Source organism: Streptomyces sp. x-80 (assembly GCF_046549095.1).
GTDB lineage: Bacteria > Actinomycetota > Actinomycetes > Streptomycetales > Streptomycetaceae > Streptomyces > Streptomyces celluloflavus.
This window is the reverse complement of the sequence record NZ_JAJPWM010000010.1, coordinates 323,592-345,763: the sequence shown is the minus strand read 5'-3', so window position 1 is coordinate 345,763 and position 22,172 is coordinate 323,592. Positions and strand designations below refer to the sequence as shown.

The 22,172-nt window shown below is 74.3% G+C and carries 12 protein-coding genes; 6 read left to right on the top strand and 6 right to left on the bottom strand.

Annotated elements, in window-relative coordinates; translation table 11 throughout:
• Positions 1 to 593: 593 nt before the first annotated feature.
• Positions 594 to 1,154: a MarR family winged helix-turn-helix transcriptional regulator gene (locus ACLJWH_RS22450; RefSeq protein WP_411143518.1), complete on the bottom strand. Its 561-nt coding sequence runs from the start codon at positions 1,152 to 1,154 to the stop codon at positions 594 to 596.
• 170 nt (positions 1,155 to 1,324) lie between these two features.
• On the opposite strand from ACLJWH_RS22450, the gene ACLJWH_RS22445 reads away from it, so the two are divergent.
• A complete protein-coding gene (locus tag ACLJWH_RS22445) occupies positions 1,325 to 2,626 on the top strand; it encodes an MFS transporter (RefSeq protein WP_411143533.1) in 1,302 nt (433 codons plus the stop codon).
• A 199-nt stretch (positions 2,627 to 2,825) separates the two neighbouring features.
• Here ACLJWH_RS22445 and ACLJWH_RS22440 read toward each other — a convergent pair whose 3' ends face one another.
• Both ACLJWH_RS22440 and ACLJWH_RS22435 read right to left on the bottom strand, forming a co-directional pair.
• Entirely contained in the window at positions 2,826 to 4,598 is a 1,773-nt protein-coding gene (locus tag ACLJWH_RS22440) for a SpoIIE family protein phosphatase (RefSeq protein ID WP_411143517.1), read from the bottom strand.
• 338 nt (positions 4,599 to 4,936) lie between these two features.
• On the bottom strand, positions 4,937 to 6,262 hold the full coding sequence (locus ACLJWH_RS22435) for an NAD(P)/FAD-dependent oxidoreductase (RefSeq protein ID WP_411143532.1): 1,326 nt from the start codon (positions 6,260 to 6,262) through the stop codon (positions 4,937 to 4,939).
• 485 nt (positions 6,263 to 6,747) lie between these two features.
• On the opposite strand from ACLJWH_RS22435, the gene ACLJWH_RS22430 reads away from it, so the two are divergent.
• A complete protein-coding gene (locus ACLJWH_RS22430) occupies positions 6,748 to 7,608 on the top strand; it encodes a TetR/AcrR family transcriptional regulator (protein WP_411143516.1) in 861 nt (286 codons plus the stop codon).
• Between the two features lie 219 nt (positions 7,609 to 7,827).
• The gene (locus ACLJWH_RS22425; protein WP_411143515.1) at positions 7,828 to 9,753 is read left to right on the top strand and encodes a sigma-70 family RNA polymerase sigma factor; all 1,926 of its coding nucleotides are present in this window, start codon (positions 7,828 to 7,830) and stop codon (positions 9,751 to 9,753) included.
• Here the strand turns inward: ACLJWH_RS22425 and ACLJWH_RS22420 are convergent.
• Both ACLJWH_RS22420 and ACLJWH_RS22415 read right to left on the bottom strand, forming a co-directional pair.
• Positions 9,740 to 13,009 (bottom strand): ATP-binding protein, encoded by a 3,270-nt coding sequence (locus ACLJWH_RS22420; protein WP_411143514.1) that lies wholly within the window; start codon positions 13,007 to 13,009, stop codon positions 9,740 to 9,742. The genes ACLJWH_RS22425 and ACLJWH_RS22420 overlap by 14 nt on opposite strands.
• 446 nt (positions 13,010 to 13,455) lie before the next feature.
• A complete protein-coding gene (locus tag ACLJWH_RS22415; protein WP_411143513.1) occupies positions 13,456 to 15,534 on the bottom strand; it encodes an asparagine synthase-related protein in 2,079 nt (692 codons plus the stop codon).
• A gap of 712 nt (positions 15,535 to 16,246) precedes the next feature.
• Here ACLJWH_RS22415 and ACLJWH_RS22410 point away from each other — a divergent pair.
• Together ACLJWH_RS22410 and lhgO are read left to right on the top strand one after the other, a co-directional pair.
• Positions 16,247 to 17,695 carry a hypothetical protein gene (locus ACLJWH_RS22410; protein ID WP_052861638.1) on the top strand — a complete coding sequence of 483 codons (1,449 nt, stop codon included), beginning with the start codon at positions 16,247 to 16,249 and terminating at the stop codon, positions 17,693 to 17,695.
• Positions 17,696 to 17,895: 200 nt separating this feature from the next.
• Positions 17,896 to 19,125 carry an L-2-hydroxyglutarate oxidase gene (gene lhgO / locus ACLJWH_RS22405; RefSeq protein ID WP_411143512.1) on the top strand — a complete coding sequence of 410 codons (1,230 nt, stop codon included), beginning with the start codon at positions 17,896 to 17,898 and terminating at the stop codon, positions 19,123 to 19,125.
• A 55-nt stretch (positions 19,126 to 19,180) separates the two neighbouring features.
• Here lhgO and ACLJWH_RS22400 read toward each other — a convergent pair whose 3' ends face one another.
• Positions 19,181 to 20,437 carry a PQQ-binding-like beta-propeller repeat protein gene (locus ACLJWH_RS22400; RefSeq protein ID WP_411143511.1) on the bottom strand — a complete coding sequence of 419 codons (1,257 nt, stop codon included), beginning with the start codon at positions 20,435 to 20,437 and terminating at the stop codon, positions 19,181 to 19,183.
• Positions 20,438 to 21,192: 755 nt separating this feature from the next.
• Here ACLJWH_RS22400 and trmB point away from each other — a divergent pair.
• A complete protein-coding gene (gene trmB / locus ACLJWH_RS22395; protein ID WP_411143510.1) occupies positions 21,193 to 22,071 on the top strand; it encodes a tRNA (guanosine(46)-N7)-methyltransferase TrmB in 879 nt (292 codons plus the stop codon).
• Positions 22,072 to 22,172: the final 101 nt, after the last annotated feature.

The window sequence follows — 22,172 nt, the reverse complement described above, 5'->3', positions numbered from 1 at the left end:
GGAGGACTTTTTCAAAGGAACCTCATCCACCGAAGTGGACGGGGTATCAACATATCTGGCGTTGACTTTTGGCACGCTGTTGAGTTCTCAAGGAACGGACGCTTCCTTTGCGCCTGTTTCACCAGGCCCTCCGGGCGCTTCCCTTCGGTCTTGCGTTTCCGACTCTACCAGACCCTTCCGGACCCGATTTCCACCGGTCTGCGATTCCACCTTCCGGCTTCTTCGCTTTCCCACCGTACCAGACCCGTTTCCGCATCCGGCCCCCTGTGAGATCGGGGTCGGCCTTCCCGCTTTCGCTTTCCGGCCTTTCCGACTCTATCAGGCCCGGTCCGTTCCGTTTCCGGTTCGAATTCGGTTCCGATTACCCGTCGGACGGGGTTTCGCCTTTCGGCGTGATCACTACTTTAGCGGAATTCCTCAGCGGCTCATAATCGAGTCCCGGTCCGAATTCCGGCATGCCGAAATTCTTCCCGGTGAGGGACCGTGCAGTAGTGGTGTGCCGCTGAAGCGGCGGGATGGCCACCGCAGAACCGTTCCGGCTCCGTGGCAACTCGGAGAACACTACGGACCGGGCGGACCCGTGTCAACTTGGGTCAGTTGAGGTCGTTGAGGCGCCCCTCTGCGTCCGGCTGGGTGTCCTCGACGCGGCGCAGCAGGTGGGTCAGCGCCTCACCGAGGAGCAGGCGTTCCCGGCCGGAGAGGTCCTGGAGGAGCTCTTCCTCGAAGACCGTCGCCATGCGCATGGCCTCCAGCCACTTCTCGCGGCCCTCGTGGGTCAGCTCGACGATGACGCGGACCCGGTTGGTCTCATCGCGCTCGCGGGTGACCAGGCCCTCGCTCGCCATGCGGTCGATGCGGTGGGTCATGGCGGCCGGCGTGAGGCCGAGGCGTTTGGCGAGTTCGCCGGGGCCCAGCTGATAGGGGGCGCCCGAGACGACGAGGGCCTTGAGGACCTCCCATTCGGCGTTGCTCATCCCGAGGGTGGCCGTCTGCCGTCCGTACGCGACGTTCATCCGCCGGTTGAGGCGCTGAAGTGCGGAGACGATCTGTTCCACCTGGGGGTCGAGGTCTTGGAACTCTCGCTGGTAGGCCGCGATCTGTTCCTCGAGGCTCGGCTCGGCCGGATCGGGGGCCGCATCTGAGGGCTCAGGCATGCGGCGCAGTATGGCATGGAACGCATTGGCGTTGAAGTCCTTCGGCGTGTAGCCTTTAGCTTCGAACTTTAGTGTTGAAGTCTTCAGAGTGAGACTGTCCGGTCCCTCCCGACGGCCGCCGCAGCTCGTGGGTTTCTTCCGTCCTTACGACATGACCTAGGTAGGTGAGTGTGACCACCGCGATGGGCGCCGCGCTGCGTCGGATCCAGCTGGGGAACGCGCTGAGCGCGTTCGGCAACGGCTTCACCGTTCCGTATCTCTACGTCTATGTGGCGAAGGTGCGGGATCTCGGCGCGAGTACGGCCGGTGTGGCGCTGGCGATGCTGGCGGTGTCGGCGCTGGTCGTCCTGCCGCTGACCGGGCGGGCCATCGACCGGCGCGGTCCGCTGCCGGTGGCCGTCATCGGTACGGTCTCGGCCGCCGTCGGTGCGATGGGGCTCGGGCTGTCCGCCACGGAGCCGCTGGTCATCGCGTCCGCCGTCGCGCTCGGTGCGGGTATCGCGGTGATCCAGCCGGCCCTCGCGACGATGATCGTGTGGTGTTCGACCACGGTGACGCGGTCCCGGGCGTTCGCCACCCAGTTCTTTCTGAACAACCTGGGGCTGGGCGTCGGCGGGCTGGTCGGCGGGCTGCTGGTCGACGAGACGCACGCGTCGAGCTTTGTGCGGCTGTTCGCCATCGAGGCCGTGATGTTCCTGGTGCTCGGTGCGGCCATAGCGACCGTACGGCTGCCGCGGACGCCGAAGGTCGAGGACACCGTGCCGACCGGGGAGCGGGCCAAGGGCGCCTGGCGGACCCTCTTCGCCGACCGGCGGATGGTGTGGCTGTGCGTGCTGGGGTTCGTGCTGTTCTTCGCCTGCTACGGGCAGTTCGAGTCCGGTCTGGCGGCGTACGCCACCGAGGTCACCCGGATCGCACCGGCCACGCTGGGCGTCGCGCTGGCGGCCAATACGGCGGCGATCGTGGCGGCGCAGTTCGTGGTGCTCAAGCTGGTCGAGCGGCGGCGCCGCAGCCGGGTCATGGCGCTGGTCGGGGTGATCTGGACCGTGGCGTGGCTCGCGGCCGGGGTCTCCGGGCTGGTGCACGGCTCGCAGGTGGTGGCGACGACGCTGCTGATCTCGACGTACGCGCTGTTCGGGATAGGCGAGTCGATGCTGTCGCCGACGGTGGCGCCGTTGGTGGCCGATCTGGCGCCGGCGTCCCTGATCGGGCAGTACAACTCGGCGTTCGCCCTGGTCAAGCAGTTGGCGCTGGCGATAGGTCCGGCGGTGGGCGCGCTGATGGTGGGGCACGGGATGTACACCACGTACATAGGGATGGTCGTGCTGTGTGCGCTGGGGATCACGGTGCTGTCGTTGCGGCTGGGACGGCTGCTCAGCCCGGCCCAGGACAATCCGCACCGGTCGGCGCCGGCCGTGCCCGCCGCGCGGACCGAGGCGGAAGCCGCCGAACCGGCGGTGGCCACGGTCTGAGCCGTCGCCACGTGCTGAGCCGTCGGTGGTGTCGCGCCACCCCTGCCTCGTACGGATGGCCCGTACCGACGGCTGTCCGACGGCCGGGGCCGATCTCCGGTCCCGCGGTCCGTCGGCCGCGGGACCGGTGCGTTGACGAGGCCGCGCCGCCCGCCGCCGGTCGCTGAGGGCTGTCCCGTCATACCTGGCGGGACAGCCCTCAGCCGCGGGGCAGGGCGAATTCGCACCAGACGGCCTTGCCGCCGCCCGGGGTGCGGCGGGAGCCCCAGGAAGAGGCGATGGTCGCGACGATCGAGATCCCGCGGCCGGCCTCGTCGGCGGGCTCGGCGCGGCGGCGGCGCGGGAGGTGGTCGTCGCCGTCGGTGACCTCGATGATCAGGCGGCGGTCCGTACGGCGCAGGCGCAGCCGCATGGGCGGGGTGCCGTGTTGCAGGGAGTTGGCGACCAGTTCGCTGACGGCGAGGACACCGAGGTCGTGCAGCTCGGGTGCGAAGCGCCAGGAGGCGAGGACCCCGGAGGCGAAGGCGCGGGCGCGCGGGGCCGCCTCCGTACCGCCGTGCAGTTCGAGGGCGGCGTTGTGGAACAGCTCGGCGTCATGGCCGGTCCGCTCGGGGTGCTGGAGGACCAGGATGGCGACATCGTCGTCGTGGGCGGCGGTGATGCCCAGGGAGCGCAGCAGGCGGTCGCAGACGATGTCCGGGGCTCCGGTGGCGCCGGAGAGCGCGCGCTCCAGTGCCTCGACGCCGTCGTCGATGTCCTTGTCGCGGCGCTCCACCAGGCCGTCCGTATAGAGGACGGCGCTGCATCCGGGGCCGAACGGGACCGCTCCGGAGGTGTGCAGCCAGCCGCCGGTGCCCAGGGGTGGTCCGGTCGGTTCGGCGGCGCGGCGGACGGCGCCGTCCGGGTCGCGGACGAGGATGGGGAGATGGCCGGCCGAGGCGTAGACCAGGCGGCCTTCGTTCGGGTCGTGGACGGCGTAGACGCAGGTGGCGATCTGGCTGGCGTCGATCTCGGCGGCGAGGCCGTCCAGGAGCTGGAGGACTTCGTGCGGCGGCAGGTCGAGGCGGGCGTAGGCGCGGACGGCGGTGCGCAGCTGGCCCATGACGGCGGCGGCGAGCACCCCGCGCCCCATGACATCGCCGATGACCAGGGCGGTGCGGCCGGCGCCGAGGGTGATGACGTCGTACCAGTCGCCGCCGACCGCGGCGTCCGTACCGCCCGGCTGGTACGTGGCGGCCACCCGCAGGTCGTCCGGCTGTTCCAGTTCCTGGGGCAGCAGCGAGCGTTGCAGGGTGACGGCGGCCGCGCGCTGGCGGGCCTCGCTGACGCGCAGCCGTTCGGCCGACTCGATCTGGTCGGTGACGTCCGCGCCGAAGATGAGCACGCCGTGGTGCGGGGCGCCGCAGGCGGCCTCGGGATCGGGTGCCGGGCCGCTGTCGGTGACCTCGATGGGGGTGCAGGTGAAGGTGTAGTAGCCGTCGCGGGAGCCGTCCGGGCCGGCGCCGCCGGGGACCCGCCGGGATTTGACCGTACGGGGCGTGCCGCCGCGCAGCACCTGGTCCAGCAGCGGGAGCAGGCCCAGTTCGTCGAGCTCGGGCAGGGCTTCGCGCGCGGTGCGGCCTGCCGGGCGGGCGCCGAAGACGGTGGCGTAGGCGCCGTTGACGTACGCGATGCGGTGTTCGGGGCCGTAGACGACGGCCACCAGGGCGGGGAGGGTGCCCAGGATGTCGTGGACGGAGAGCGCGTCGACGGTGGGCGGCGCGGCCGCGGGGACGGGCTCGTCGGCGGTGGCCGGGTCGGTGCGGTCGGCGGCGCGTTCGGCGCGGGCCGCGGGGACCGAGCCGGAACCGGGGGCGGCCGCCGCGTCCGCCAGGGGTGCGGCCGCCGCCCCGCGAGGTGCGGCGCGGCCGGACCGGGCGGCGGCCCGCCGCTGTGTACCGGGGAGTTTGGCGCTCCAGCGCGTGAAGATCACGGAGGTGTACCTCTTACTTCGCTTCGTCGCGCGGGATCGGGCCGTCGGCAGGGGGCTGCTCCCCCTGGCTCCGCCGGGGGGATCTCCGCCCGGCGGCAGACGGGGTGAGGGTCGGCTGAGGGCACTCTCGGCACCTTCTGGCGGAATGCAGCAAACGTCCGGAATCCTCGTGATTGTCACTCTTTGCAGATACGAGCCCACCCATGGTCACACGACCAGTGTGACCGACCGTACTGACATCCGTCAGACGCCGGGCGCCGGTGTGGAGTTCCGGGCTCCGGTCCGCCCGGACGGCCCCGGGGCCGTCGCCGTCCGTACGTGTGTGCCGGGACGGCGCGTCAGCTGGTCTCGTTGTGCCGTCCGGTGTCCGCGGCGAGTGCGAACTCGGCCCGCGGGTTCTCCAGCGAGCCGAGCGAGACGATCTCGCGTTTGAACAGACCCGCGAGGATCCACTCGGCGAGCACCCGCGCCTTGCGGTTGAAGGTGGGCAGCCGGCTGAGGTGATAGGCGCGGTGCAGGAACCACGCCGGATAGCCCCTCAGCTTGCGTCCGTAGACATGCGCGACGCCCTTGTGCAGGCCGAGTGACGCCACCGATCCGGCGTTCTTGTGCGCGTAGTCCACGAGGGGCCCGCCGCGCACCGCCGCGGCGATGTTCTCGGCGAGCACCTTCGCCTGGCGGACGGCGTGCTGGGCATTGGGCGCGCACTCCTCACGGGGATCGTCGGGTTTGGCCGGCGGTTCGGCCGTCAGGTCGGGGACCGCCGCCGCGTCACCGCCGGACCAGGCGTGCTCGACGCCGTGCACCTGGAGCGCGGCGGTGCATTTGAGACGGCCGCGGTCGGTCAGCGGCAGTCCGGTCGCGGCCAGGAGGGGGTGCGGTTTGACGCCCGCGGTCCACACCAGGGTGCGGCTGGGGAAGCGGGCGCCGTCGCTGAGCTGCGCGACACGGTTCTCGCAGGAGTCCAGCCGGGTCCGCAGCCGTACGTCGATATTGCGTGCGCGCAGCTCGCGGACGGCGTATCTGCCCAGGGCCGCACCCACCTCGGGCAGGATCCGGTCGGTCGCCTCGACCAGGATCCACTTCATGTCCTCGGGCTTGATGTTGTGGTAGTAGCGGATGGAGTAGCGGGCCATGTCCTCCAGCTCGGCCAGCGCCTCCACGCCCGCGTACCCGCCGCCCACGAAGACGAAGGTGAGCGCCGCGTCACGGACCGCGGGGTCGCGGGTGGAGGACGCGATGTCGAGCTGTTCGAGGACGTGGTTGCGCAGCCCGATGGCCTCCTCGACGGTCTTGAAGCCGATACCGGTGTCGGCGAGGCCGGGGACCGGCAGGGTGCGGGAGACCGAGCCCGGCGCGAGGACCAGTTCGTCGTACGGCACCTCCAGGTGGCCCGCGTCGCTCTCCTCGACGGCCGGCGTCGTGATGGCGACCGTCCGCGCGGCGGGGTCGACGGCCGTGACCTCGCCGACGACGACCTGGCACTGCGGCAGCACCCGGCGCAGCGGCACCACGACATGGCGCGGGGAGATGGAACCGGCCGCGGCCTCGGGCAGGAACGGCTGATATGTCATGTACGGATCGGGATCGACCACGACGACCTCGACCGACCCCCGACGCAGCTCCTGCTTCAGCTTCCGCTGTAACCGCAGGGCGGTATACATCCCGACGTAACCACCGCCGACCACGAGAATGCGCGCCGGTTCCTTCACAGAGGTTCTCCTCGCGATGTCGACCGTTCCCGGGCAGCACCCATCCGGCGGCCGGCCGGGGGTACGGCCGGCACCGGGCGCCGCGCTCCCGGGAGAACACAGCACTGTTCCATGACGCACGCCCGCAACGGCTTTGTCCACCGGCCCGTCGAAATGTATGACCGGGACCGGCCACCGGGACGGAGCGGCACGTTCCGCGTGCGGGGCATGAGCCGCGCAGGTCAGACGGTGGTGTCGCGGGACGGGTGGGGGCGCAATCGGGTCGGACCGGGCCCGTTGGGCCGATCGGGGGGCGCAACTGTACGGAACGCCCCCTTCATTCTTGACCCGGGCTCAACTATGTTCGTATCTCGTTGGGGTGGACCCTCTCGTCGGTACGCCCCGACCGTCAGGGCGGGGAGTCTCCGGGGGGAGACGTCATTACCGGGGGATCACATATGCACATTCAGGGCTCTCAGTGGCCGACAGTCATCGCCACGGCACACCCTTCCGACAGTGCCGGCAACGGAAACAGCGGTAACGGGGGCAACAGCGGCCTCGGTGGCGCCGGCAGCCGGAACGCGCCGCTGCGGGTGGACGCACAGCGCAATCTGGAGCATGTGCTGCGCGCCGCCCGCGAGGTGTTCGGCGAGCTGGGGTACGGCGCACCCATGGAGGACGTGGCCCGGCGGGCCCGGGTCGGCGTCGGGACGGTCTACCGCCGCTTCCCGAGCAAGGACGTCCTGGTCCGGCGGATAGCCGAGGAGGAGACCTCGCGGCTGACGGACCAGGCCCGCGCGGCGCTCGGCCAGGAGGAAGACCCGTGGTCGGCGCTGTCCCGCTTCCTGCGGACGTCGGTCGCCTCGGGCGCGGGGCGGCTGCTGCCGCCGGGCATCCTGCGGGTGAGCGAGCACCCCGAGCGGGTGCCGGACGGCCTGGCCGAGGCGCGGGTGCCGCAGCAGCGGATGGCGCCGGGCCCGGACGGCCAGATCGATCCGCGGGTGGCGACCGGAACGGCCGGGGTGCCTGCCGGGACGGCCGGAGTGGCGACCGGGACGGCCGCGGCGGGCGATCCGGAGGGCTTATCCGAGGGCGCCGAGGGGACCAAGGGCGCGCAGGCGCTGCTGGATGTCGTCGGGCGGCTCGTGGAGCGCGCCAGGTCGGCCGGTGAGCTGCGGGCCGATGTGACGGTCGCCGATGTCCTGCTGGTGATCGCCACGGGCGCGCCGACGCTGCCCGATCCCGGCCATCAGCAGGCCGCGTCCGCCCGCCTGTTGGAGATCCTGCTGGAGGGGCTGCGCTCGCGCCCGGCCGGCTGAGTTCCGGCGGCCGGATCCGTCGGGCGGCCCCGCACGCCGCGCCGTACGGGACGGCCGCCATGCACCGCCGCGGCGGACGGCGGTACCGCCGTGCGGGTTGCCGCCGTACAGAAGTCGCCCCGGACGGGTGGTTGCCCGGCCGGACCCGCAAGCGTGGGCCTACGGTATGGCACTCTTGCGCGGTGTTCCGGTGTGACGGCGTGTTCGGGGGGCTCGGCGATGGGTGTTGACGGGCGGGACGAGCGGCGCGGCGGCGCAGCCGGTACGGGCGGAAGCGAGGACGCGCCGCCCCGGCAGGTTCCCGGCCGGACCAGCCCGTTGGGGCCGACCCCCGCGGTAGCCGGCCCCGCGGAGCGGCACGATCGCGCCGATGCCGCCGAGTCCGCCGGGCCCAGTGTTCCGGCGCAGCGCGAACGCATCGACAAACACTCCGAACTCCCGTCCTCCGACGCCGACTTGATCGCCGCCATGCGGGCCGGGGACGACAGCGCGTACGAGGAGATGTACCGCCGGCACGCCGAGGCGGTACGGCGCTACGCACGCGGCTGCTGCCGGGACGCGCACACCGCGGAGGATCTGACCGGCGAGGTCTTCGCCCGCACCCTCCAGGCGGTGCGCGGCGGCGCGGGGCCGGATTCCGCGGTCCGCGCCTATCTGCTGACGACCGTCCGGCGGGTCGCCGCGGCCTGGGCGAAGACCGCGAAGCGGGAGCAACTGGTCGAGGACTTCGCGGTGTTCGCGGTCTCCGCGGCCGGCTCCTCGCTGGACGACGAGAACCTCGACCTGGGCGCGGACGTCCGCGCCATGCAGGAGGCCGAGCAGTCGATGGCGGTGCGGGCGTTCCGCAGTCTGCCGGAGCGCTATCAGACGGTGCTCTGGCACACCACGATCGAGGACGAGTCGCCGAGCGAGGTCGCCCCGCTGCTCGGGCTGACCGCCAACGCCACCGCCGTCCTCGCGCACCGCGCCCGCGAGGGCCTCAAGCAGGCGTACCTCCAGGCACATGTGAGCCGGTCGCTGACCGCGGGCGGCGACTGCGCCCGGTACGCCGACCGGCTCGGCGCGTACGCCCGCGGCGGGCTGCGGATGCGGGCCGAGCGGGGGCTGCGCAAGCACCTCGACGCCTGCGCGCGATGCCGTACGGCGGCTCTGGAGGTCGCGGACGTCAATCAGCGGATCGGCGCGGTGCTGCCGGTCGCGGTCATCGGCTGGTTCGCCACCGGGTACGCGGTCAAGGCCGCGGTCGCGGCGGCGGGTGTCGTGGGCGCGGCGGCGGGGACCGGTGCGGCGGCGGCCGCCTCGGGCGGCGGCTCCGGCGCGGCGGGGAGCGCCGGCGGCGCCCTGAGCGAGGGCCTGGGGACTCCGGTCAAGGCCGGTATCGGGGCCGGGGTCGTGGTGGTGGCGGGCGCGGCGCTCGCGCTGGCGCTGGCCGGCGCCCCGCGGCCGTCCCCGCCGCCGCGGGCCGAGCCGTACCGGCCGGCCGCGACCGCGCCGCAGCTGCCCTCTCCCGAGCCGCCGCCGAAGCCCACCCCGCCACCGCCGCCGCCCGCGCCGGCCGCCGCGCCGAAGCCGAAGCCCACCCCGGTGCCGACGCCGCCACCGGCCCCGTCGAAGCCGGCGCCGCCGCCCCCCAGCCCGGCACCGCCGTCGGCACCACCGCCCGGTCCCGGGCCCACCCCGACGCCCACGCCCACGCCGACACCACCGGCCCCGGCCCCGTACCGCATCAGCGCGCTGGCCTACGACTTCACCGGCGACGGCAGCCGGCCGGAGGTGCGCGCGGCCGAGAGCGACTGGCTGTGGCAGCGGAAGGCACCGCATATCGACGGCACGGCGTACCCGCACGGCGTGAGCGTGCACGCGCCGTCCTCGGTGGTCATCGACCTCAACCAGCCGTGCACCGCGTACGACGCCGTCGTCGGCGTCGACGATCTCGGCCTGGGGCCGGGGGCGCTGCGCTTCTCGGTCTACGCGGACGGGGAGCGGCTGTGGCGCTCCGGTGTGGTGCGCGGCGGGCAGCCGGCGGTGCCGGTGCATGTGCCGCTGGCGGGCCGTAGGACCCTGCGGCTGGTGGTCACTCCGGCCGGGCCCGCCGGCCGGCTGGCGTTCGGGGACTGGGCGCGGTCGCAGATCAGCTGTCGCTGACCGCGCCGGGCGCGCGTTCCAGCAGTGCGATGACCGCGGCGGGCGTGAGCCGGGCGCCCTCGGCGTGCGGCGTCGCGTACCCGCCGTCGCGCGCGCCGTCGCCGTCCAGCACGGCGCGCAGCGCGTCCGCCGTCTCCCGTACGTCCGCCGTCTCGGGGACGGTGCGCGGCAGTTCACCGCGCCAGGCGTCCGCGGCGCCCAGCAGCCGGGCCGCGTCCCGGGGCCGGCCGACGCGGTGCAGCGCCGCGGCGGCGCCCTCCGCCACCACCGCCATGACGGGTCCGGTGCAGTGCTGCGCCAGCCCCCCGCGCAGCGCCTCGCGGCAGCGGTGCAGCGCCTCGTCCGGCGCGCCCGACTCCGCCGCGATCCGGCCCGCCAGCCCGTCGAGTACGACGGTGAACTGGGGCGGCGGGGTCCCCCGCACGGCGGCCGCGCGCGCCGCCTCGCACTCCTCGCGCGCCACCTCGGTGGCTCCGCGCCGCAGCGCGATCCGGGCGCGCAGCTCGTGGTTGAAGGCCAGCGGGTCCGGGACGCCCCACTCGACGGCCTGGTCGTCCGCCCGCCGCAGGACCCGCTCGGTGGCATCCGCATCGCCCCTCGCGTAGTGGAGTTCGGCCAGCCGGAACAGGATGAACGGGCCCTCGGTGTGTGCGCCCAGCTCATGGGTGAGCGCCAGCGCCTCCTCGTAGGCCGCGCACGCCTCCTGGTAGCGGCCGCGGATCCGCCGCAGTTCCCCGGTGACGGCGGCGACCTGGGCGAGCAGCCAGCGGTCACCGACCCGGCGGGCCAGCGCGGTCAGCTCCGCCTGGTCGGCCTCGGCGGACGCCAGGCCGCCGGGCAGGTCGATCGCGTTATGGGTCCGGAACAGCAGCGAGACGCCCAGCTCCCAGTCGCCGCCGTACGCCCTGGCGGTGGCGACCGCGTCCGCCAGCAGCGACCGGATCCGGTCGTGGCCGCCGAGGAAGTACGCGGTGAACGGCCACAGCAGTCCGGGAAAGCGGGCGCTGCGCGGATGCGGGCGGCGGTACACCGTCAGGATCCGCTCGCTGCGGGCACGGCTCTCCGGAGTGCGGAAGATGCGCTCCGGCTGATGGTCCTGGAGGAGGAAGGATTCCAGCAGCCACAGTTCCAGCGCCGCCATTTCCGCCGGTCCGCCCTTCGGGGTGGCCGCCCCGGGCGGCGCGAGGTCCAGCACCCGGGTCACCCAGGTGGCGCCCTCGACCCGGTAGTTGCGCAGCCACCAGAACCAGCCCATGGCGAGGACGACCCGCCGCGCGGTGCCCTCGTCCCCGTCGGTGACGGCGCGGTGCAGCACCGCCCGTACGTTGTCCAGTTCGGCCTCGACATGCGCCAGCCAGGGCAGCTGCCCGGCGGAGCGGATCCGGGGCTCGGCGTCCCGTACGAAGCGCGCGAAGTGCGCGGTGTGCCGGGCGCGGGCGCCGTCCCGCTCGGCCAGCCGGGCGGCGGCCCGCTCCCGCGCGTAGGCGTGGATGGTCTCCAGCATCCGGTAGCGGGGTTCGGTACCCCGGTGGTCGACCACCAGCAGCGATTTGTCGACCAGCGCCCCGAGGCGGCCGAGGACGTCGTCCGCGCCGTCGTCGCAGACCGCCTCGGCCGCCGCGAGCGTGCAGCCGCCGGCGCACACCGACAGCCGGCGCAGCACGGCGCGCTCCGGCTCGTCCAGCAGGTCCCAGGACCAGTCGACGACGGCCCGCAGCGTCTGCTGGCGGGGCAGCGCGGTACGTCTGCCGCTGGTCAGCAGCCGGAACCGGTCGTCGAGCCGGTCGGCGATCTGGCGCGGGGAGAGCAGCCGCAGCCGGGCCGCGGCCAGCTCGATGGCGAGCGGCAGCCCGTCCAGCCGGCGGCAGATCTCGTCCACCGCCGCCGGATCGTCCGCCGCCCGGAAGCCGGGCCGTACCGCCGCGCCCCGCTCGGCGAACAGCTGGTGCGCGGGGGCCGGCCGCAGCGGCTCCAGCGGCCGGACGAGCTCGCCGGGCACCCCCAGCGGCTCCCGGCTGGTGGCGATCACGGTCAGCCCCGGGCAGTGCCGCACCAGCAGGTCGGCCAGTTCTGCGGCGGCGGCCACCACGTGCTCGCAGTTGTCGAGGACCAGCAGCAGGCTGCGCGGTGCGCAGTGGTCGACGATCCGGGCGGCCGGGTCGCTGTGCTCGCCGGCCGTCCGGGCCTCCATGGCCGGTGAGAAGACTGCGGTGTCCCGGCGGCCGAGCGCGGACAGCACCGCACCGGGCACCGCCTCCGGCGCGTCCAGCGGCGCCAGCTCGGCGATCCACACCCCGTCCGGATGGTCACCGGCCAGCGCGGCCGCCAGTTCCTCGGAGAGCCGGGTCTTCCCGGATCCCCCCGGCCCGGTCAGCGTGATCAGCCGCTGCCGGCGCACCGCCACCTCCGCGCGCAGGGAGGCCAGTTCGGCCTCCCGCCCGACGAACGAGTCCAGCCGCGCCCGCAGGTTCCCCCGGCGCGGCACGGCGTGCGCCGCCACGGCCGCGGCCCCGGCCGCCGCGCCACCGTCCCCGGCGCTCGCCGCCAGCAGCCGGGCGTGCAGCGACCGCAGTTCGGGGCCGGGGTCCGCGCCCAGCCGGTCCACCAGGGTGCGCCGGGTCTCCTCGTACGCGGCCAGCGCGTCGGCGCCCCGCCCCGCGTCGTGCAGGGCGCGCATCAGCTGGGCCCGGAACGGCTCGTCCAGCGGATGGTCCGCGATCAGCTGCCGCAGTTCGGGCAGCGCCTCCTCGGCGCGGCCGAGCGCCAGATCGGCGTCGAGCCGCCGGTGCAGCGCGGCCAGCCGCAGCGCCTCCGGACCGCGGGCCGCCGCCGCCCCGTCCGGCAGATCCGCGAGCGCGGGCCCGCGCCACAGGCCGAGCGCGGCGCGCAGGGTCTCGGCCGCGGCGGGCGCGTCCCCGTCCCGCAGCGCCCGCGTACCGGACTCCACCAGCCGCTCGAAATGGTGCAGATCCACCTCGTCCGGCTCCGTGACCAGCCGGTACGCGCCCGGCAGCGACTCGACCGCGGCCCTGCCGAGCGCCCGCCGCAACCGGCCGACCAGCGCCTGCAACGCGGCCGGGGCGTCCTGCGGCGGCGCGTCCACCGCCCAGACCTCCCCGATCAGCACCTCGACGTTCACCGCCCGCCCGCCCCGCAACGCCAGCGCCGCCAGCAACGCCCGCACCCGCGGCCCGCCCAGAGGCACCGCCCCCTGCTCCCCCAGGGCCTCCGTCACACCCAGAATCCGATATTTCACCCCACCATGCTCCCGCCCCACCAAGTCCCCCATAACGTCCCCCTACCTCTTCCTCCCCGTCAGCACCGCCCATACTTCCCCCCCCCCGGGCGGGCCTCCTCCCCCTCCCTCACCCCCTCACGAGGGGCAGCCGCACACCGTACGGGAGGGGACGGGTCTCCGGGGTGGGTGCTCGGACGTCAAGCGAAGCAGTCCGAGCACCCACCCCGGAGACCCGCCCCCGTCACCACGACGACAGCCCGCGCGCCCGCCCCACACCCCCCTCCCGCCGAAGGCGGAAAACCCCGCACGGCGCCGCAGCCGAGGACGTGGGGCGCACGCACCACCGTCGAACCGCCCACGACGTCAGGCGCACGCACCACCGTCGAACCGCCCACGACATCGGGCACACGGACCACCATCGAACCGCCGAGGACATGGCGCGCACAGGCAACCGCCCACGCCGCCTAGAGCCGGTCGCGGGGAACCACTCCCCCCGCGACCGCCCGCTGCCGTGCCCCCTCCCCCGTCCAGCACGTCCCCCGCCGCGTCAGCAGCCGCCGCAGCCACAGCTCCGTGGCGACCAGCTCCGCCAGCCCGTCCAGGGGCAGCGCGGCGCCCTCGGCCGCCGAGCGGAGCGCCTGGCGGACGACCCGGGCCTCCACCAGCCCGGCGTCGGCGAGCAGCGGCGCGTCGAAGAGGTGCAGCAGATCGTCGACGGCGCCGCGCAGCCCGGCGCGTACCGCGGCCGCGTGGGTGGCGTGCGAGGTGGCGCCCCAGCCGGGCGGCAGATCCCGTACCCCGGCGCCGGAGAGGACCGACCGCAGCACCGCGGCACGCGCCCCGGGCTGGACCCGCAGGGTGTCCGGCAGCGCGCGGCAGGCGAGCACGACCTGGTTGTCCAGGAAGGGCGCGTGCAGCCGCTGGTTGCGGACCTCCGCGGCCTGCTCGAAGACGCGGTGGTCGGCGGCGTGGCGGGCCAGCGCCGCGCGGGCGCGCCGCTCCCCGGGGCGGCCGGCGCCGGGCGAGCGGGTCGCCGCGTCCGCGAGCCGGACCGATACCTCGGCCAGCGCCTCGCCCGTCAGCCAGCGCGCCGCGGGCCCCGGCCGGCACCAGGTGAGGGCGGCCAGCGAGGCGTCCACCGCCCCGCCGGTCACCGGTTCGTCGGCGAACCGCCGCTCCAGGAGGCGACGCGCTGCGTCGGCGATCCCGGCGCCGTAGGGCGTACGGGCGAGCCGGCGGGCGGCGCGGTAGACGGTGAAGGGGACCAGCGCGGACTGCGCGGACCCGCCGTCGGCCTTGGCCAGCGCGGTGACCGGGCGCAGCAGATGGCGCCGGCGGCGGTCCATGAGGAGGTCGGCGAGCCGGGCCGGGTGGGCGTCCAGGACCTGGCGCGCACCGTGCCCGACGAGATGGTCCGCGCTGCCGGCCAGCAGCCGTAGGCGGTGGCGTGCCGCGCTGGTGAGGGCGGGCCCCGGCTCATCGGTGAGCGGGCCGCGCCCCAGGTCCGCGTAGGGGAGCGCCTCCTCGCCCGCCGCGACGACGACATGCCGCAGCCGCGGATTGTCGGCGATGCTGCGGGCGCGCTCCAGCTCGTCCTCGCGGGCGGACCGGCCGCCTTTCGTGGCACGGTCGTTGAAGGTGACCGCCAGCAGGCGTTCGCCCTGCCCGTTGAGCGACCCGGGCGGGCCGGGGAGGCCGGCGGCCAGCAGCGCGAGGGTTCCGGAGGCGCTGCCTCCGGAGAGGTCGGCGCCGACGCCGGGGACCGGGCCGCCGCGCGCGGCGCGCCGCTCGGCCGGGCCCATACCGGGCACCGGGCCGGGGTCCAGACCGTCCCGCCCGTCCGGGTCGGGGGCGTGCCGCGGGCCGGCCAGCCGGACCCGGACGGCCTCGACGAGGGCCTCCCGGACGCCGTCCACGGCCTGTTCCGGGGCGAGCTGGGGCGCGCCGACGGCGAGCGAGGCGGCCGGTTCGTAGGAGGTGATGTCGCCGGCGCCGCCGCGCAGCACGAGGGCGTGGCCGGGCGGCACCCGGCGGACCCCTTCGTACGGCGTCCCGGCGCCGAGCGCCTCGGGCGAGTCCGGGCAGGCCAGCAGCGCGGCGAGGTGGCCGACGTCGAGGCCCGCCTCGATGAGGTCGGCGAGCGGGAGGGCGGCGGTGGCGTAGGCGGTGCCGCCCTCCCAGGGGGTGTGGAAGACGGGCCGGGCCCCGGCCAGATCACCGGTGACCGTCAGCCGCCGTCCCACCTGGACGACGGCGGTGTAGCTGCCCGGCCAGGCGGTGAGATGGCGCAGCGCGCCGCCGCGGGCCGCGAACAGGCCGACGCGCAGCTGGTCGTCGGTGGCACCGCAGACGCCGAAGACGGCGAGCCGGGTCCCCGGGTCGGCCTGGACGACGCGGACCTCGTCCGGCCGCCAGTCGCCGACCGCCCACAGCGGATCCGGGTCGCCCCACAGGAGTTGAGCGCCCACCGGCAGGACCGAACGGCGCTCCCTGGCGGCGGCCGGTCCCGTGGTGGCACTGCTCCACCCCACCAACCAGCGCATCGCCGCCTCCACCCGATTCCCCGTCCGCCGCGCGGCCAACGGCCGCCCGTACAGCGGATCGCCAAGCTGTTGTGCGGACCATGCTGCCATGGTGGGGACGCGCCGGCGGCGTCGGAGGATGCCCGGATGCGGGCGGTTCGTGCCCCAGGGCGGGGCACGACGGCGGTACGGGCCCGGGGCGGGACGTGGGCACGGCGGCCCGGCGGCGAGGGCGCGGGGTACGGGCGCGGCGGCCCCGGGTGACCCCCCGTGTGGCCCCCTGGCGAGCCGCGGCGCGAAACATTCCCCCGCCACATTTCGGCCAAAGTCCGTACCACACAGAGCAGTTGGCGGTGTCCGGAAGTCGCGCCAACCGGACGGCCGGCTGCCGCGACCCGCTCGCGCGACGGTCCGGGAGGCGGGCTTCGCCCCCCGGACCGGACCGCCACCCGCGGGGAATGAGGTGGCGGTATCCCCCAGCCCACTGGATCCAGTGCAGCGGGCCGACCCACGCAGGACCCATCGAAGCGCTCCGGCCGGAGGGGGGCCAGCGCGCACGGCCGGGCGCACGGGCACACGTACCCGGAGCACATGCCAATTCCCGCACCCCTGTTTGAACACGAATCTCGCCATCCGGGACACCGGCCCTTAACGGTCGGGATGCGGCGAACTACTCTGGGTGGACGCATGCCCCGGGGTACCGGGGCGGCCGTCGCTGTGTCGAGGGGTGCGCATGTCCAGGGATATACGCGGGCCGAACGAGAAGCTCGGCACCGTTCTCGCCCTCGCGGGTATCAGCAATGCCGGACTGGCGCGCCGGGTCAACGACCTCGGTGCGCAGCGCGGACTGACGCTTCGTTATGACAAGACGTCGGTGGCCCGGTGGGTTTCCAAGGGCATGGTGCCCCAGGGCGCCGCGCCCCATCTGATCGCGTCCGCGATCGGCAGCAAGCTCGGCCGGCCGGTGCCGCTGCACGAGATCGGGCTCGCCGACGCGGACCCGGCACCCGAAGTGGGCCTGACGTTCCCCCGCGACGTGGGCGCCGCGGTGCGCTCCGCGACCGAGCTGTACCGGCTGGATCTGGCCGGACGGCGGGCCGGCGGCGGTGGTATCTGGCAGAGCCTGGCCGGATCCTTCGCCGTCAGCGCGTACGCGACACCCGCCTCGCGCTGGCTGATATCCCCCGCCGACAGCTCGGTGGCGCGGGCGGCGGCCGAGGCGCGCGACAAGGATGCCGCGGCCGCCGGCGACGCGGGGATTCTGCAGCATGTCGGCCACAGCGACGTCAGCAAACTGCGGGAGGCGGCGGAGGACGCGCGCCGCTGGGACTCCAAGTACGGCGGCGGGGACTGGCGTTCCTCGATGGTGCCGGAGTGTCTGCGGGTGGACGCGGCCCCGCTGCTGCTCGCCTCGTACAGCGACGAAGTGGGCCGGGCGCTCTTCGGGGCCACCTCCGAACTCACCCGACTGGCGGGGTGGATGGCCTTCGACACGGGCCAGCAGGAGGCGGCGCAGCGGTACTACATCCAGGCGCTGCGGCTCGCCCGCGCGGCCGCCGATGTGCCACTGGGGGGATATGTTCTGGCCTCCATGTCACTCCAGGCGACCTACCGCGGATTCGCCGACGAGGGCGTGGACCTGGCGCAGGCCGCGCTCGAACGCAACCGCGGACTGGCGACGGCCCGCACCATGAGCTTCTTCCGGCTGGTGGAGGCGCGCGCCCAGGCCAAGGCGGGCGAGGCACGCGCCTGCGAGGTGGCGCTGAAGGCCGCCGAGGGCTGGCTGGAACGCTCCCGCGGCGGCGACCCGGATCCGTCGTGGCTGGATTTCTACTCCTACGAGCGGTTCGCCGCCGACGCCGCCGAGTGCTACCGCGATCTGCGGCTGCCGCGCCAGGTCCGCCGCTTCACCGAGCAGGCGCTCTCCCGGCCCACCGAGGAGTTCGTCCGCTCGCACGGCCTGCGCCTCGTCGTCTCCGCGGTCGCCGAACTGGAGTCGGGCAACCTCGACGCGGCCTGCGCGGCCGGCACCCGCGCGGTCGAGGTGGCCGGCCGGATCTCCTCGGCCCGCACCACCGAGTACGTCCGCGATCTGCTGCACCGCCTGGAGCCGTACGGCGACGAGCCCCGGGTGGTGGAGCTCCGCGAACGGGCCCGGCCGCTGCTGGCCGCGCCGGCTTAGCCGGCGGCGCGGAGCGGGGGTGCGGTGGCCGGGCCGGTGGCCGGTCGGTGCCAGGGCCCCGCGCCGCGGCCCGGCGTTGTCGCCCGGTGCCGTGGCTCGGGGCCGTTGTCAGCACCACGCGGCATGATGGGTGATGGCGTCGGGATGATGCGCGGGTCCGCGGAGGGGTCGGCCCGCGGTCACGCGGTTGGGGAGGTGCAGTGGCGGCGTACGACTGCGATGTACTGGTGATCGGTGCCGGCATCGTCGGACTCTCTACGGCCCGTGCGCTCACCCGTGCCGCGCCGGGCACCCGCGTCGTGGTCCTGGAGAAGGAGTCCGGCCCGGCCCGCCATCAGACCGGGCGCAACAGCGGTGTGATCCACAGCGGCATCTACTACCCGCCCGGCTCGCTGAAGGCCCGCTTCGCCCTCCAGGGCTCGGCGGAGATGATCAAGTTCTGCGCCGAGCACGGCATCCCCCACGACGTCACCGGCAAACTGATCGTCGCCACCGACCGCGGCGAGCTGCCCCGGCTGCACGGCCTGGTCCAGCGCGGCCGCGCACACGGCCTGCCGGTGCGCGAGCTGGGCCCCGCCCAGATAGCGGAGTACGAGCCCGAGGTGCGCGGCCTGGCCGCCATCCATGTCGGCACGACCGGTATCTGCGACTTCGCCGCGGTCGCCCGGCAGTTCGCCCGCCAGGCCGTGGACGCCGGAGCGCGGGTCGTGTACGGCGCGGAGGTGACCGCCATCGGCCGCCGCCCCGGTCGCGTCGCGGTCCGCACGGCCGCCGGCCCGGTCTACCGCGCCCGTGCCCTGGTCAACTGCGCGGGCCTGCACAGCGACCGGATCGCCCGCCTGGCCGGCGACGCACCGGGCATGCGGATCGTCCCGTTCCGCGGCGAGTACGTCACGCTCGCCCCGGACCGCGCCGGGCTCGTCCGCGGCCTGGTCTACCCCGTGCCCGACCCGGCGTTCCCGTTCCTCGGCGTGCATCTGACCCGCGGCGTCGACGGCGCGGTCCACATCGGTCCGAACGCCGTCCCCGCCCTGGCCCGCGAGGGCTACGACTGGCGCACCGTCCGCCGCGCCGACCTGGCCGGCACTCTCGGCTACCGCGGCACCTGGCAGCTGGCCCGCCGCCACTGGCGCCACGGCGCCGGCGAGCTGCACCGCTCGCTCTCCCACCACGCCTTCACCGAAGCCGTCCGCCGCCTCCTGCCCGCCGTCCGCGAGGAAGACCTGCGCCCCGCCCCCGCGGGCGTCCGCGCCCAGGCCGTCCTTCCCGACGGCACCCTCGTGGACGACTTCCTCTTCACCGCCTCCCCCGGCATCATCCACGTCCTCAACGCCCCCTCCCCGGCCGCCACCGCCTCCCTCCCGATCGGACGTGAGGTGGCACGGCGGGTACTGGGGATGCTGGGGGTGGTGCGGAAGGGGCGGGGGTAGGCAGCCCTGCGCCCCGGCCGACCCACACCTTCCGCGCCCTGGGCCGGCGGGGCGGTCAGCTGTTCGGCGCCTTGAATGCCTGGATGCTCGGCGCGTTGTCGCTGAGGCGCTCGCCCTGGACGTACAGCGTCTTCTCGTTCCCGTTCCAGCGGAGCGACATCTGCATCGGGCTGGGCAAGGAGTGCTTCGGGTCGTACAGCGTGCCCATGACCTTCTCCTCACCGCTGCGCAGGTCCAGCGTGACCAGGCGCGGATCCCGGCCGCCACCGGTAGCCACCGGCCCGGCGACCGCGACCACCTTTCCGTCCTCCAGCGCGGTGGCCGCCGTCTCCCTCTTCGACCACAGGAGCTTGCCGGTCCGCAGATCCGTGGCCGCCATGCCTCCGTTGTTGCGGTAGGCGGACACCAGCACCTGCTCGTTCTCATCGACGAAGGTGGTGCGCGGCTGGAAGTCCAGATCCTTCAGCTCCCCGTTGAGCGGGAACGAGTGACTCGGCTTGAGGTCCTTGGTGTAGGTCTGGATGGATCGTTCGGCGTCCGGTCCGTCGCCGGTCTGCATCAGCAGCGTCAGCGGCCGGTCCGACAGGGTGCGCTCGACCGACCGCTGCTCATCCGGGATGTCCGAGGTGATGCTGCGGTGCTCCAGGTCGTGGAGGGAGATCTGCCGCGCCGGCTTCGCGTCGGTGCAGTCACTGGAGATCGCCAGATACTGGGGGCTCAGCCCCGTCGACGTCCGGCAGTCGTGGCCACGGGTGGTCACGTTCCACGCCTCGCCGCCGCCGGTGATGGTGAAGCCGGCGAAGGTGTTCCCGATCGCGGCACCGACGGCCTTGCCGTTGACGACGACCCTCGGTGTGCGCTCCTTCGTTCGCCCCTTGAGGTTCTTCGACCACAGCGTGTGCCCGGTGTCCGTGTCGACGGCGGAGAGGAACGAGCAGTCGTTGCCGCCCGCGTCGAAGACCACGGCACCGACACCGTCGTCGCTCGGCGCCTCGGACATGGCGCAGACCTCGCCGGCGCCCTTGGGCGTCTCGACCGTCCACTTCTTCTTGCCGCTCTTGCGGTCGAAGGCCCGTACGCCTTGGTCGTCGCCGTAGATGACGTCGTTGTTGTCGGCCCACATCGTGCGCAGGCCGTTGCGGCCCAGGTTCTCGCTCTCGGAGGCGGGCAGCGGCGCCTCCCACACCCGCGGCAGGGCATCCGCCGGCCGTTCATCGGCCGTGTGGCCGGAGCCTTTGCCGCTGAACAGGAAATAACCGCCGACACCGCCGCCGATCAGCAGGAACATCACCACGGCCAGAATGATGACCACTGGCGCCTTGCCACGGGAGGACCCACCGGGCCGGCCCGGCACTCCCGGGTACTGCGCTACCACGGGCACGCCGGGGACCTGGGCCTGCTGCTGGGCGTATGCCGGGCCCGGCGGCTGCCCGCCGGGCGGGGCCGGCGGATACGCGTACCCCTGCTGTGGGGGATGGTGGGTCCCGCCCGGGAGGGGCCCTCCGGGCTGCTGGCCGGCAGCGCCGTACGCCCCCTGTCCCATGTGCTGCTGTACCGGTGCACCAGGCGGCTGACCAGGCACGCCCTGGCCCTGATAACCGGGCCCGCCCGGATAGGGAGCCGCACCCTGATACCCCGGAACTCCCGGCTGCCCCTGCTGAGGGAAAGGCGAGGGGGCGGCCTGCCCCGGCGCGGGGACAGCGGACTGCGGACTGCCCTGCGCGGAACCGGCGACCGGCGACGGCGCAGCGGGGGACGTTCCCGGCGCACCGTACTCACCGGGCTGCCGTTGGCCGGCGGACTGCCCCGGGCCGGCGGGATATCCCTGCCCCGGGCCAGATGCCGCAGCCCTCGGCCCGTCCGGATTCTCGGCACTGCCCTGGCCACCCTGCGACACGATGAACCGACCCCCTGGTTTGGTTCTCATTACATCGGCCACGCATCGTATGCAGCGCGCTCCGCACCGCGCCAACCCCCTGGCTCCTTCTGATCCTTCCCACGGCCGGGCCGCCTCCGCGCCGCCTCCCGGACCGCTCTCCGGACCCCCTTCCGTAGAATCGACGCACTGTGTCCGAGAACCCCACCACCCCCGAAGCCCACGCGCGCCCGGCCGGCGCCCGCGAAACCGACGACCGTGCGGCCGGCACCGCCCGGTCCGCCGGCTCCGCCTCCGGGGCGCCCCGGTCCGCGTCCGGCGCCAGCGTCGCCGCCCGCCGCACCGAGCCGATGTTCCCCGACGGGACCGGCCCCGCGGCCGACCCGGCGGGCTCGCACCACGAGCGGCGGATCCGTTCCTTCCAGCCCCGTCGCAGCCGCGTCTCGCCCGGTCAGGCCGATGCGCTGCGCCGGCTGTGGTCCACCTGGGGGCGGGACATCGACGGGCTCTCCCGTATCGATCTGGCCGCGCTCTTCGGCGGGCGGCCGGTCGTGCTGGAGATCGGCTTCGGTATGGGCGAGGCCACCGCGCAGATGGCCGCCGCCGACCCGGACACCGGCATCCTCGCCTGCGACGTCCACACCCCCGGCCAGGGCAATCTGCTCGCTCTCGCGGAGCGGAACGGCCTGTCCAACGTCCGGGTGGCCAACGGCGACGCGATCATCCTCCTGCGCGAGATGCTCGCCCCCGCCTCGCTCGCCGGGCTGCGGGTCTACTTCCCCGACCCGTGGCCGAAAAAGCGCCACCACAAGCGCCGCCTGATCCAGCCTGAGTTCATCTCGCTGGTCACCACCCGCCTCGCGCACGGCGCCCTCGTCCACTGCGCGACCGACTGGGAACCGTACGCCGAGCAGATGCTCGAAGTCCTCTCGGCCGAACCGACGCTGGAGAACCTCTACCCCTCGTACGCACCGCGGCCGGACTTCCGGCCACTCACCAAGTTCGAGGGCCAGGGCCTGGACAAGGGGCACGTCGTCCACGACCTGCTGTTCCGCCGCCGGGCGGTGTAGGGGAGCGCCATCGGAGGGGCTCCCGTGCCGCGGCTCGGAGCGGGGAGCCGCCCTCGCCGAGCGGCGGGCGTGCGGAGGGGGCGTGCGGTGAGCGTGCGGAG